The organism is Mesorhizobium sp. WSM4313 (assembly GCF_002294725.1).
In the GTDB taxonomy this organism is placed as follows: domain Bacteria; phylum Pseudomonadota; class Alphaproteobacteria; order Rhizobiales; family Rhizobiaceae; genus Mesorhizobium.
The window spans coordinates 707636-720551 of sequence record NZ_NSFT01000001.1 but is presented as its reverse complement, the minus strand read 5'-3'; the positions used below and the strand labels follow the sequence as shown (position 1 = coordinate 720551).

The following is a 12916-nucleotide window of genomic DNA, read 5'->3' as shown; positions in this document are numbered from 1 at the left end:
CCCAGTGACTGCGCGCTGACCGCTCAAAAGAAAAGAGCCCCATTGCCGGGGCTCTTTGCATTTCAAATGAAGGCCGATCAGCCCTTGCGCGGCAGTTGCGGCACAAGGCTGCGTTTGTTGCCGTCCTTGCCCTTCGGCTCCGGCTTCTGCGCCACGGCCTTCTTGGGCGCCGGCTTCTTGGCCACCGCCTTCTTCGGCTTCGGCGAGTCTTCCGGCTCTTCCTTCTTCGGCTGCACGGGCGACTCGTCGGCGAGCGATTCGAGCTTCAGGCCGGACTCGCCGGTTTCCTTCTTCTCGACGGTGACGCGCACCGTGCCGCCCTTCTTGAGCTTGCCAAACAGCACCTCGTCGGCCAGGGGCTTCTTGATGTGCTCCTGGATGACGCGGCCGAGCGGACGCGCGCCCATGCGCTCGTCATAGCCCTTATCGGCCAGCCAGGCGATCGCGTCCGGCGACAGGTCGAAGGTGACGCCCCGCTCGGAGAGCTGGGCCTCAAGCTGCATGACGAACTTCTGCACCACCTGATGGATAACCGGCACCGGCAGCGAACCGAACGGGATGATCGCGTCCAGGCGGTTGCGGAACTCCGGCGTGAAGAGCCGGTTGATCGCCTCGACGTCGTCGCCCTCGCGCTTGGTCGAGCCGAAGCCGATCGCCGCACGCTGCGCGTCCGAGGCGCCCGCATTGGTGGTCATGATCAAGATCACGTTGCGGAAGTCGATCTGCTTGCCGTTGTGATCCGTCAGTTTGCCGTGGTCCATCACCTGCAACAGGATGTTGAACAGGTCCGGATGCGCCTTTTCGACCTCATCGAGCAACAGCACGCAATGCGGATGCTGGTCGACGCCGTCGGTGAGCAGGCCGCCCTGGTCGAAGCCGACATAGCCGGGAGGCGCGCCGATCAGCCGCGAGACGGTGTGGCGTTCCATGTATTCCGACATGTCGAACCGGATCAGCTCGACGCCGAGCGAGGCGGCAAGTTGCTTGGCGACTTCCGTCTTGCCGACGCCGGTCGGGCCTGAGAACAGGTAGGAGCCGATCGGCTTCTCCGGTTCGCGCAGGCCGGCGCGCGCCAGCTTGATCGCCGAGGTCAGCGCCGTGATGGCCGTATCCTGGCCGTATACGACGCGCTTCAGCTCGATATCGAGCCCCTGCAGCACCTTTTCATCATCCGCCGATACCGTCTTCGGCGGGATGCGCGCCATGGTGGCGATTGTCGCCTCGATCTCCTTGATGCCGATCGTCTTCTTGCGCTTGGCTTCCGGCACCAGCATCTGCGAGGCGCCGGTTTCGTCGATCACGTCGATCGCCTTGTCCGGCAGCTTGCGGTCGTTGATGTAGCGCGCTGACAGCTCGACCGAGGCCTTGATCGCTTCGCTCGTGTAGCGGACCTTGTGGAACTCCTCGAAATAGGGCTTCAGGCCCTTCATGATCTCGATGGCGTCCTCGATGGTCGGCTCGTTGACATCGATCTTCTGGAAGCGCCGCACCAGCGCGCGGTCCTTCTCGAAGAACTGGCGGAACTCCTTGTAGGTGGTCGAGCCGATGCAGCGGATAGCGCCGGACGACAGCGCCGGCTTCAGAAGGTTCGATGCATCCATGGCGCCGCCCGAGGTGGCGCCGGCCCCGATCACCGTGTGGATCTCGTCGATGAACAGCACCGCGCCCGGATAGTCCTCGAGCTCCTTGACGACCTGCTTCAGCCGCTCCTCGAAGTCGCCGCGATAGCGGGTGCCGGCCAACAGCGTGCCCATGTCGAGCGCGAAGATGGTGGCGTCCTGCAGCACTTCCGGCACATCGCCCTCGACGATGCGCTTGGCGAGGCCCTCGGCGATCGCCGTCTTGCCGACGCCCGGATCGCCGACATAGAGCGGGTTGTTCTTGGAACGGCGGCACAGCACCTGGATGGTGCGGTTGATCTCGCTGTCGCGGCCGATCAGCGGATCGATCTTGCCGGCGCGCGCCTTGTTGTTGAGGTTGACGCAGTAGGCCGTCAGCGCGTCCTGCTGCTTCTTCTTGCCGCCCTCTTCCTGCGGTTCGGCGCCGTTCTGGCCGCCCTGCTCGTCCTCGGCGCCGCGCGGCGTGCGCGATTCCGAAGCGCCTGGGCGCTTGGCAATGCCATGCGAGATGTAATTGACCGCGTCGTAGCGGGTCATCTGCTGTTCCTGCAGGAAATAGGCAGCGTGGCTCTCGCGCTCGGCGAAGATGGCGACGAGCACGTTGGCGCCGGACACTTCCTCGCGGCCGGATGACTGCACATGGATCACGGCGCGCTGAATGACGCGCTGGAAACCTGCCGTCGGCTTCGAATCCTCGTCATAACCGGTGACGAGGTTGTCGAGCTCGGTGTCGATATAGGTGAGAACCGTATGCTTGAGCTCGTCGAGATCGACGTTGCAGGCGCGCATGACGGCGGCCGCTTCGGTGTCGTCGATCAGGGCGAGCAGCAAATGTTCGAGCGTTGCATACTCATGATGCCGCTCGTTAGCGAATGTCAGCGCCTGATGTAGCGCCTTTTCCAGGCCTTGGGAGAAAGCCGGCATGTTACCTCACTTCTTCTCCATCACGCATTGCAGCGGATGCTGATTCTGTCGGGCGAAATCCATGACCTGGGACACTTTGGTCTCGGCCACCTCGAATGTGTAGATGCCGCACTCGCCCACTCCATGATTGTGAACATGAAGCATGATGCGTGTGGCGGCTTCGCGGTCCTTTTGGAAAAAACGCTCCAGGACGTGAACGACGAACTCCATCGGGGTGTAGTCGTCGTTCAGAATGAGGACCCGGTAGAGACTGGGCTTCTTGGTCTTGGTTTTGGTGCGCGTGATGACAGCGGTGCCGCGACCGGGATCGTTGCGGTCTCCGTCACTTTGCATTCGCACCACGCCTGCCGTGGCAGTCAAACCGATCGTCACGTAGTCCAGCCTTTTCGAATCCTCATGCGAGTTCAACATGTAGGTTCTCGATGGACGATTTTAAGCCCTTCTGTTTAGCTGACAATATGGCTAGGTGGGCAAACTGCAGCGAATTTCTCAATCGTGAATGCGGCAAGGTGCGTCAGGTTGCGATCACGCATGAAAAAACCCGGCCGCGTTTTCGCGACCGGGTCCTTTTGATTGGCCCGCTGGCCGTGTCCGGTGTGATCGGGCGAAATTACTTCGCCTTGGCGACCACCGATTCGAAGGGCTTGTACGCTTCCTTGGCGAGTTCGGCATAGAGATTGCCGATCTTGCTGGCCTCAGCCACGAAGCTCTCATAGCTCTGCTTAGCGTAATCGGTCTGGATCTCGACGGCCTTCTCGATCGACTTGGCTGCGAACAGCTTCTCGAAGGCGGCGGTGCCGGCTTCGAAGCTCTTCTTGGTGTATTCGCCGGCTTCGGTGGCGATCGCCTGCGCGCCCTTGGTGAGCGAGGCGAAGCTCTTCAGCCCGGTGTCGGCAAATTCCTTGCCGTATTTCGTGAAGTCCTCATAGGTCTGGGTCATTTCATACTTCCCTTTGGTTGAAACGCCCTTTTTGCCCCGGGCGCCCTTGTGCAATGCACCTCAATATATTGTGCGATGCACAAAAGTCAAGAATCCCTTGATATGCAGGGCGTCCAGCGCCGGCAGCCGGTAAAATTCGATTAAAGAGAAGCTCGATTTGCCGAAAAATGGTGAACGCGGCGGTTACCATAAACGGATTGGTAACGCTGGGCGCGATAGCTTGGCTGGAAGTGAGGCCGGCACTCCCTTTGCCGCCTCCGGGGCAACGAAAATTCAGGGTAAGTAACGGTGCGTCAGGCGTTGTCGGGGCTAGTCTCCAAATCTTTCTCCCTCAGGGCAATTATGATCGCCGCGCTCGCGATGACGGTTGTCGTCGCCGACGTAGCGTCAGCAATGGCAGCAAGAGCCTCGGCCATCGTCGTGGACGCCAAGACCGGCAAGGTGCTCTACTCCGCTGACGCCAATGGCCGGCGCTATCCCGCCTCGCTTACCAAGATGATGACGCTCTACCTCACCTTCGAAGCGCTGGCGAAGGGCAGGATCAGCAAGAACACCCCGGTTCCGTTTTCCGCTCATGCCGCCGCCGAGGCGCCGACCAAGCTCGGAGTGCGCGCCGGCGGCTCGGTTCCGGTCGAGACCGCGATCCTGTCGATCGTGACGAAATCAGCCAACGACTCGGCGACCGCGCTTGGCGAGATGCTTGGCGGCAGCGAAGACAATTTCGCCCGCATGATGACGGCCAAGGCGCGCCAGCTAGGCATGAACGGCACCGTCTTCCGCAACGCCAACGGCCTACCCGACCCCGGCCAGTTCACCACGGCTCGCGACATGGCGATGCTGGGCATCGCGCTCCGCGAGCATTATCCGCAATATTACGGTTATTTCTCGCAGCGCTCGTTTCTATATGGCCGTCAGCGCATCAACGGCCATAACCGTCTGCTCGGCCGCATCAAGGGCGTCGACGGCATCAAGACCGGCTACACCCGCGCGTCAGGCTACAACCTCGTCTCCTCCGTTGCCGATGGCGACCGTCGCCTCGTCGCCGTGGTGATGGGCGGCGCTTCCGGCCGCAGCCGCGACAACCAGATGGCCGCGCTGATCAACACTTATCTGCCGCGCGCCTCGACGCGCGGCGGCGGCGATCTCATCGCCAAGGGCAACGACAATCCGATCAAGACCTTGGCCAAGGTCTTTTTGCCCAAGCATGACGCGCCGACTCCGGACGCCAAGCCGGCTACGGATGACGCTGTCGTCGCCTCAGCCGACGATGACGTCCAGGACGACAGCCAACAGGTCGCCGAAGAGACGAAACCGGTGATCCAGATCAAGAAGGTGAAGACGGTTGCCGTGGCCGCGATGGCGCCGCCCGCCAAAACCGAGGAAGCCTCGGCCCAGGTCGTCACCGCTTATGCCGACCCATCGCCCGCAGCACCGGCGATCGATCCGGTCAAGACGTCGTCAGTGCCCTCCGGCTGGGTCGTTCAGGTTGCATCGTCGCCGACGAAAACCGGAGCCCAGGCGCTGCTCGAAAAGACGAGCAAGCAGGCGCCGAGGGTCCTGGCGGACGCATCGGGCTTCACGGTCGCTTTCGACAAGGACGGCACCACCTACTACCGCGCCCGTTTCGGCGGCTTCGGCTCGAAGGACGCCGCCTGGAAGGCCTGCGACGCCCTGAAGCGCAAGAAAATCTCGTGCTACGCCGTCGAGCAATAGGCGGCTGTTGAAATCTCCGGGAAAGTACCCGCGTCGAAGGAGACTAATCGTGATTGGAGAGCAGGACGTCCTTGGCTTCATTGATCCGCGCCGCCAGGACAGACGTGCCGCCGACATCGGCGTTCAGGCGCTGCATCAGGCGGCGGTGCGCCTTGCGGATATCCGCCGCGGCAGCCCCCGCTTCAAGACCAAGGACCTTGTAGGCCTCCTCCTTAGTCATGGAGCCCGCACCTGGCGCAACACCCAGCCCTTCGCCACCGTGCGGCTGCGCGTCCTTGCGCCAGACGGGAAAACGGCCGTCAAGATACGTCTCTAGGAGCTGGCGGCTCTCCATGTCCGGGCTGAGCTCCCCGTGAAGCTGGCGCAGGTCCGTCAGCCCCATTGCGCCCAGCATCTTGCCTTCATAACGCCCGGCCAGGACGAGCCCCTCGAGCTTGCCGCTGTCGTGGTCGAGGTCCATTTCGAGCGCGGCAGTGCGCACCGTCGAATGTTTGGAAGCGGCGGCGCGCGCCGGAGGCCGCCTCGTGCGTATCCAGCCGACCCAGGCCAGTGCCGCGAGCAAAAGCAGTCCGCCGATAAGGCTGCGGCCAAAGATCAGCATGGGCGCCCCGACCAAGCCCAGAAAAGCCGGTCCAAGCGATCTCAGACTATCGGCCATCCTTGCGGGATCAGCGCGCACAAAGAGCATGGCGGCGCCGAAAAGCACCACAAGCACCGCTGCCAAAGCGAGGATCACACCCATCGATTAGCACCGCCATACGGATGACCGAGCATAACAAATAGGATGGGACCAAGGTCCGGCGCTTGCAAGTCCCACATCGAACGAGCCGAAGGGCCAGCGGCGGGCTTGCCGGCCGGCGCGGCGCTACAGCAGGCCAAGTTCGGCGAGTTCGAGCCTGAGCTTCGGCGGCATTTCGGCGAGTGCCGCCCTGCCCTTGCCGAGATCGGCCGGCGCATCGGCGGGCTTGAGATAACGCCAGCCCTGGAAGGCGCGGCGCGGCTGCCAGTCGGTGCGCACCACCTCAGGATCGAGCACCAGATGACAACGGCCGATGCCCTCGCCGTCGACGAAGGGCCGGATCTCGGTGATCAGTTGCCGGCACTGCACGCTGCCCTTGATCACCCAATAGAGCGAGCCGCCGTCGGTGATCTCATCGCCGCGCGTCGGCACCATGCGGGTGGTGTGCCAGTGCTCGGCCGGCTCGCCCGCACGGCGCCGCTCGTCGAGGCGGAAGGCGATCCACTCTTCGAGGTCCTCGACGCTGTCGCAACCGACGCACAGTTTGATAAGATTGAGTGACATGCCCCAAGATTTAGCCGCAAGGGTTGACGCGTCAACGCCTTGAGCGACTTCTCCACAGGGCCAGCCTGGGGTCTCGATAAGACCTCAGCACTCCACCACATTGACCGCGAGGCCGCCGAGGCTGGTTTCCTTGTATTTCTCGTTCATGTCGAGGCCGGTTTGGCGCATGGTCTCGATCGCGGCGTCGAGCGGTACGAAATGCGTGCCGTCGCCCTTGATGGCCAAGGAGGCCGCCGTCACTGCCTTCACCGCCCCCAGCGCGTTGCGCTCGATGCAGGGCACCTGCACAAGGCCTCCGACAGGATCGCATGTCATGCCGAGATGATGCTCGAGCGCGATCTCGGCGGCGTTCTCCACCTGCTCGGGCGTGCCGCCCATGACGGCGCACAGCCCGGCGGCGGCCATCGCCGAAGCGGAACCCACCTCGCCCTGGCAACCGACCTCGGCGCCCGAGATTGAGGCGTTGGACTTGATGATGCCGCCGACGGCGGCGGCCGTCAGCAGGAAGTCGCGGATGCTCGGCTGGTCGGCTTCGGGATGGAAATGCAGCCAGTAGCGCAGCACTGCCGGCAGCGTGCCGGCAGCGCCATTGGTCGGCGCCGTAACCACGCGACCGCCGGCGGCGTTCTCCTCGTTGACAGCCATGGCGTAGATCGAAAGCCAATCATTGGCGAGCAACGGATTTGGCCTGTTCTGCTGCCACTGTTCCTGCAATTTGTCGTGCAGCTGCCGCGCGCGGCGGCGCACCTTCAACCCGCCCGGCATGATGCCGTCCTGCGACAAGCCGCGATCGATGCAGCCCTTCATCGCGCCCCAGATCGCGTCGAGGCCTTCGTCGAGCTCCTCGCGCGACATATGCATTTCCTCGTTGGCGCGCTTCATCTCGGCGATCGAAAGCCCGCTCTTGGCCGCCATGGCCAGCATTTCGGCGGCGTTCTTGAAGGGGTACGGTACCTTCTTGCCCTCGGTCGTCACCGAGCCCTTTGCCTTCATGCGCTGCAGCTCTTCCTCGGAAACGACGAAGCCGCCGCCGATCGAATAATAGATGCGCTTGAGCAGCAGCCGGTCGGACGCATCATAGGCATAGAAGGCCATGCCGTTGGCATGGCCGGCCAGCGGCGTCTTGCGGTCGAGCACGAGGTCCTTGGCGGGATCGAAGCGGTATGTCGGATGCCCGGGCGGCGAAACCCGCTTCTCCGCGCCGATGCGGGCGACGATGCCGTCGGCTTCGTCCGGATCGACCGTCTGCGGTGTCTGGCCGGCCAAGCCGAGGATGACGGCGCGGTCGGAGCCGTGGCCGATGCCGGTATAGGCAAGCGAGCCGTGCAGGCTGGCGCCGATGCGGTCAACCTTGACGCCGGCGGGCCGGGGCCAGTCGCCGGCCAGGATCTCGTCGAGGAAGCGGCGCGCGGCCGTCATCGGCCCCATGGTGTGCGAGCTCGATGGGCCGATGCCGATCTTGAACAGGTCGAAAACCGAAAGGAACACTGGGGCGTCGTCTCCTGAGGACCGCTCAAGGCTTACATATAGGAATTCCCCGCGATGTTTCCGCTGTTTTGCATGGCGCGGCGCTGCGGCTGCCGACCTTGTTTGCTCCGCCAGCGACATCGCTTGCCGCCTGTCGAAGTGCTGGCGCCGCTTGTGTTAAAAGCAGTGGATGGGCGACTCACTTCATCTTTCGACGGCCGATCTGGCGGCGCTGGCTTTCTTCCTGGTCGTCTGGGTTGCGCACACGCTCGCCTCGGACGGCAAGCTGGTCCGTCGCATGTCGCTGACCACGGCAATGAACGCCCAGCGCGAGGCCTGGATGCGCAATATGGCCGAGCGCGAGATCCGCATCGTCGACACCGCCATCATGGGCGGCCTGCAGCAAGGCACCGCCTTCTTCGCTTCGTCTTCTCTGATCGCGCTCGGCGGCTGCTTTGCCCTGCTCGGCGCCTCTGACCGCGTGCTTGAGGTTCTGGCCGACCTGCCCTTCGGCGCGGCCTCGTCACGCGAAGCCTTCCAGACCAAGGTGTTCGGCCTGGTGCTTGTCCTGGCCTTCGCCTTCTTCAAATTCGGCTGGGCCTACCGCCTGTTCAACTATTGCTCGATCCTGATCGGCGCGGTGCCGACCCCGCATGGCCCGGCTTCGCGCAACCCGGTCAGCGAAACGGCGGTGTGGCGAGCGACGCGCATGAACGTGCTTGCCGGCAAGCACTTCAACTCCGGATTGCGCGCCGTCTTCTTCTCGATCGGCTATCTCGGCTGGTTCGTCGACCCGGTCGTCTTCGTGATATCGACGCTGGTGCTTCTGGCCGTGCTGGTGCGGCGCCAGTTCTTCTCGGCGGCGCGGCAAGCCGTGCTCGGTCAGCCGCCCGGCCCGGGAAAGAACTGATCGATCTTGCCGGACAGCCTGTAGGCGAAAAGCCCGATCCATTCGCGCAATGCGATGGTGGTCGCCTGCACCGAATCCACCGGATTGTCGCGGTAGAGGCCGACGCCTTCCCTGCCCGAGGTGCGATAGTCGACCGGCCACGGAACGGTCACAAAACCCGCCTTGTCGAACAGCGCCTTGGCGCGCGGCATGTGGAAAGCCGAGGTCACCAGCAGCCAGGTCTCGCCCGGCTTCGGCTCGACCAATTTTCGCGAGAACACCGCATTCTCGTAAGTGTTGCGGGATTTATCCTCTAGGATCAGGCGATCGGCGGAAACGCCTAAGGCGCCGAGCAGCCGCGGCGCCGTGTCGGCGTCGCCCTCGCCGTCGAGAAAAAGCGAGCCGTTGCCGCCCGATACGACGACCTTCGCTTGCGGAAAGCGCCTCGCAAGGATCGCTGTCTCCACCATGCGGTCGCCGCTGCTGTTCAGCTCGTAACCGCCGCGCGCCAGATTGATGGCGCCCTCGAAGCCGCCGCCAAGCACGACGATGCCCTCGACCTTCTCGGGCAATGGCGGCTTGGGGAAGCGTTCTTCGAGCGGATTGAGCATCATCGCGCCGACCGACGTCCAGGCCGAAAGGACCAGGATCGCGATGCCGAGCACACTGCCCGCGGCCGCCAGCCGCCGGCGCCCGAGCATCGCTGCCAGCAGGCCGGCAAGCAACAGGAAGATCGCCAGGTTGATCGGTTGGATGAAGAACCAGAGAATCTTGGAAAGATAGTAGAACATGCATCGCCCCTTGTCAGATGAGGGACGACGCTACCACCACTTCTCCGGCTGGAACCTGCCCGCGGCCTGCTCGATGACGTTGGCCGTCTGGAACAGCGTTTCCTCGTCGAACGGGCGGCCGATCAGCTGCAGGCCGAGCGGCAGGCCCTTGCCGTCGAGGCCGGCCGGCACCGAAATGCCGGGAAGGCCGGCCATGTTCACCGTCACGGTGAAGATGTCATTGAGATACATCTTGACCGGATCGGAGGCCATGTCCTCGTCGGCGATGCCGAAGGCGGCCGACGGCGTCGCTGGCGTCAGGATCACATCGACGCCGGCGGCAAAGACGTTCTCGAAGTCGCGCTTGATCAGCGTGCGCACCTTCTGCGCCTGCAGATAGTAGGCGTCGTAATAGCCCGCCGACAGCACATAGGTGCCGATCATGATGCGGCGCTTGACCTCGCGGCCGAAACCGGCGGCGCGGGTCTTCTCATACATGTCGACGATATCCTTGCCGGGCACGCGCAGGCCGTAGCGCACGCCGTCATAGCGGGCGAGGTTCGACGAAGCTTCGGCAGGAGCCACGATATAGTAGGCCGGCAAGGCGTATTTGGTGTGCGGTAGCGAGATGTCGACGATTTCCGCGCCGGCGTCCTTCAGCCATGCGATGCCTTTCTGCCAGAGCGCCTCGATGTCTTCCGGCATGCCTTCGACACGATACTCCTTCGGAATGCCGACCTTCATGCCCTTGATCGGCTTGCCGATCGCCGCCTCATAGTCCGGCACCGGACGGTCGACCGAGGTCGTGTCTTTCGGGTCGACGGAGGCCATCGACTTCAGCAGGATCGCGGCGTCGCGCACATCGCGCGCAATCGGCCCGGCCTGGTCGAGCGAGGAAGCGAAGGCGACGATGCCCCAGCGCGAGCAGCGCCCGTAAGTCGGTTTGATGCCGACCGTGCCAGTCAAGGCGGCTGGCTGGCGGATCGAGCCGCCGGTATCGGTGGCGGTGGCGCCGGCGCAAAGGAAGGCGGCCACCGACGAAGCCGACCCGCCCGACGAGCCGCCCGGTACCAGCTGGGCGTTGTCCAAGGTCCGCGCCGTCTTCGTGCCGCCGGCGGACACAAAGCCGCCATCGCCCTGATGCGTCGTTGGCATGACCACCGTTTCGACACGCGAGCGACGCCACGGATTGATCACCGGGCCGTAATAGGAGGTCTCGTTGGACGAGCCCATGGCGAACTCGTCCATGTTGAGCTTGCCGAGCATGATGGCGCCGTCGGCCCACAGATTGGTCGTCACGGTCGACTCGTAGCGCGGCTTGAAGCCGTCCAGCACGTGGCTGCAGGCCTGGGTGTGGATGCCTTCGGTGGCGAACAGGTCCTTGATGCCGAGCGGAATGCCTTCCAGCGCGCCGCCCTCGCCCGTGGCCAACTTGGCATCGGAAGCCTTGGCCATGTCGCGCGCCTTGTCGGCGGTCACAGTCACATAGGCATTGAGCACCGGATTGGCGCGCTCGATCGCCGCGAGATAGGCCTCGGTGATCTCGGCCGCGGTGATCTCCTTGCCGCGCAGCTTGGCGCGGGCCTCGGAAATGGTGAGATGTGTGAGATCGGTCATCAGGCAAAGCTCTTTTCGTAAAACACCGACCACTCGGAATCGGGATAATCCAGCACCGGTCCGCAACGCGAGAATCCGGCGCGCTCATAGACGGTCCAGGCGGCGGGGTGCCGATCGCCGGTTTCAAGGACCAGGCGCTTCAGCCCTTCCTGCCGGGCCAGCGCCTCGACACGTGCGACGATCTCGGCGCCGATCTTGCGGCCGCGATGCGAAGGCCGCGTGTACATACGCTTGACCTCGCCGACCGTATCGTCATGGCGTTTGAGCGCGCCGCAGCCGACGGCAAGGCCGTTGTCGCGGGCGATGAACACCGTCGTACTCTCGTCGGCCATCTGCTCGACGGTGAGATGATAGCAGTGCTCGGGCGGCGTCAGTTCGAGCAGCGCGGCGTTGAGTTCGGCGACCAGCGCGCGCACGTCGTCCTGCAAAGGCGTCTCGACGGCGATCTCGACAGCCACGCTCTACTCCACCACCTTCGGAACGAGGAAGAAGTTCTCGTCCGTCGCCGGCGCGTTGGCGACGATGTCGGCGGCCTTGTTGCCGTCGGTGACGGCATCCTGGCGCTTCTTCATCTCCATCGGCGTGACCGAGGTCATCGGCTCGACGCCGGAAACATCGACCTCGTTCAACTGCTCGACGAAGCCGAGAATGGCGTTCAATTCGCCGGTCATGCGCTCGGCGTCCTCCTCGCTCACCGCTATGCGGGCAAGGTGCGCGACGCGCTTCACGGTCTGAAGATCAACGGACATGTTCTATCGCCTCGGGAAAACCAGTTCGGGCTATAGCGGCGCCGCGCTCAGCGTGCAACACGGATCATGCCGGTTCGATCGCCACGCGGTCGCTCCCTGGGCGCTTACGCGGCAATGCCACGCCCTCGCAGTGATAATGGCTGCCACGGTTTGCCGGCCTGTCTGCAGCGTATCTTTTCCTGGCTTGGGAGCAGAGCCCTTCCGACACAAAGAAACCTACATCGTGATCGCCTTGCCGATGTCCGGCAGCGCCACCTTTACGCCCGAGCCTTCCATGCCGGCGACGAACTTGTCGGCGGTCTGGTCGATCATCGAGAAGGTGCCGAAATGGCAGGGAACGACCGTATCGAAGCCGAAGAAGCGGCGGCAGGCAAGGGCCGCCACAGCGCCGCCCATGGTGAAGCGGTCGCCGATCGGCACGATGCCGATCTTCGGTTCGTGCAATTCGTTGATAAGCCCCATGTCGGAGAAGATGTCGGTGTCGCCCATATGGTAGAGCGTCTTGTCCTCGGGGAAGTGCAGGACAAGCCCGCCCGGATTGCCGAGATAGGTGTTCGTGCCGCCTTCGCCGCCGAAGGAGGACGAGTGCAGCGCCTGGACGAAGGTCGTGGTGAAAGGGCCGCAATCGACGGTGCCGCCGATATTGCCTGGATTGATCTTGTCGCCGCTGACGCCCTGGCCGACGAGATACATGCAGATCTCGAAATTGGCGACCAGCATGGCGCCGCTTTTCTTCAGCACTTCGACCGCGCCGCTGACATGGTCGTTATGGCCATGGCTCAGGAGCACGTGGGTCACGCCTTCCGCCGGCCCTTCCCAGCCGCCCGTCCAAGATGGATTGCCGACCAGATAGGGGTCGATGAGAATGGTGGCGTCCTTGGTCTCGACGCGGAATGCCGAATGCCCGTACCAGGTCAGTTTCATG

The 12916-nt window shown here is 63.7% G+C and carries 13 protein-coding genes; 2 read left to right on the top strand and 11 right to left on the bottom strand.

What is annotated here, in order from left to right; genetic code table 11:
- Nucleotides 1-77: 77 nt before the first annotated feature.
- The 3 genes from clpA to CK219_RS03610 form a co-directional block, all read right to left on the bottom strand.
- A complete protein-coding gene (gene clpA / locus CK219_RS03620; RefSeq protein WP_095765347.1) occupies nt 78-2543 on the bottom strand; it encodes an ATP-dependent Clp protease ATP-binding subunit ClpA in 2466 nt (821 codons plus the stop codon).
- 6 nt (nt 2544-2549) lie between these two features.
- Nucleotides 2550-2876, bottom strand: a complete 327-nt coding sequence (gene clpS, locus CK219_RS03615; RefSeq protein WP_036258315.1) for an ATP-dependent Clp protease adapter ClpS — start codon at nt 2874-2876, stop codon at nt 2550-2552.
- Nucleotides 2877-3153: 277 nt separating this feature from the next.
- Nucleotides 3154-3483 carry a phasin family protein gene (locus tag CK219_RS03610; RefSeq protein ID WP_095765346.1) on the bottom strand — a complete coding sequence of 110 codons (330 nt, stop codon included), beginning with the start codon at nt 3481-3483 and terminating at the stop codon, nt 3154-3156.
- 288 nt (nt 3484-3771) lie between these two features.
- Between CK219_RS03610 and CK219_RS03605 the strand changes: the two genes are divergently transcribed.
- Nucleotides 3772-5196 carry a D-alanyl-D-alanine carboxypeptidase gene (locus tag CK219_RS03605; RefSeq protein ID WP_095765345.1) on the top strand — a complete coding sequence of 475 codons (1425 nt, stop codon included), beginning with the start codon at nt 3772-3774 and terminating at the stop codon, nt 5194-5196.
- Nucleotides 5197-5239: 43 nt separating this feature from the next.
- On the opposite strand, the gene CK219_RS03600 is transcribed toward CK219_RS03605, so the two are convergent.
- From CK219_RS03600 to CK219_RS03590, 3 genes are all read right to left on the bottom strand, one after another.
- Nucleotides 5240-5938, bottom strand: a complete 699-nt coding sequence (locus CK219_RS03600) for a molecular chaperone DnaJ (protein ID WP_095765344.1) — start codon at nt 5936-5938, stop codon at nt 5240-5242.
- 123 nt (nt 5939-6061) lie between these two features.
- A complete protein-coding gene (locus tag CK219_RS03595) occupies nt 6062-6499 on the bottom strand; it encodes a DUF1489 family protein (protein WP_095765343.1) in 438 nt (145 codons plus the stop codon).
- Between the two features lie 84 nt (nt 6500-6583).
- A complete protein-coding gene (locus CK219_RS03590; RefSeq protein WP_095765342.1) occupies nt 6584-7987 on the bottom strand; it encodes an L-serine ammonia-lyase in 1404 nt (467 codons plus the stop codon).
- Between the two features lie 169 nt (nt 7988-8156).
- Between CK219_RS03590 and CK219_RS03585 the strand changes: the two genes are divergently transcribed.
- Nucleotides 8157-8876 carry a DUF599 domain-containing protein gene (locus tag CK219_RS03585; RefSeq protein ID WP_095765341.1) on the top strand — a complete coding sequence of 240 codons (720 nt, stop codon included), beginning with the start codon at nt 8157-8159 and terminating at the stop codon, nt 8874-8876.
- Here the strand turns inward: CK219_RS03585 and CK219_RS03580 are convergent.
- The 5 genes from CK219_RS03580 to CK219_RS03560 all read right to left on the bottom strand — a co-directional run bounded on the left by CK219_RS03580 (nt 8849) and on the right by CK219_RS03560 (nt 12915).
- Complete coding sequence (locus CK219_RS03580) at nt 8849-9646, bottom strand: YdcF family protein (protein ID WP_095765340.1); 798 nt, start codon at nt 9644-9646, stop codon at nt 8849-8851. The two genes, CK219_RS03585 and CK219_RS03580, sit on opposite strands and share 28 nt — an antisense overlap.
- Nucleotides 9647-9676: 30 nt before the next feature.
- Entirely contained in the window at nt 9677-11242 is a 1566-nt protein-coding gene (locus CK219_RS03575; RefSeq protein WP_095765339.1) for an amidase family protein, read from the bottom strand.
- Nucleotides 11242-11700 (bottom strand): GNAT family N-acetyltransferase, encoded by a 459-nt coding sequence (locus tag CK219_RS03570; RefSeq protein ID WP_095765338.1) that lies wholly within the window; start codon nt 11698-11700, stop codon nt 11242-11244. Before CK219_RS03570 ends, CK219_RS03575 begins: the two co-directional genes overlap by 1 nt.
- A gap of 3 nt (nt 11701-11703) precedes the next feature.
- The gene (gene gatC, locus CK219_RS03565) at nt 11704-11991 is read right to left on the bottom strand and encodes an Asp-tRNA(Asn)/Glu-tRNA(Gln) amidotransferase subunit GatC (RefSeq protein WP_095765337.1); all 288 of its coding nucleotides are present in this window, start codon (nt 11989-11991) and stop codon (nt 11704-11706) included.
- A 216-nt stretch (nt 11992-12207) separates the two neighbouring features.
- On the bottom strand, nt 12208-12915 hold the full coding sequence (locus tag CK219_RS03560) for a metal-dependent hydrolase (RefSeq protein WP_095765336.1): 708 nt from the start codon (nt 12913-12915) through the stop codon (nt 12208-12210).
- Nucleotide 12916: the final 1 nt, after the last annotated feature.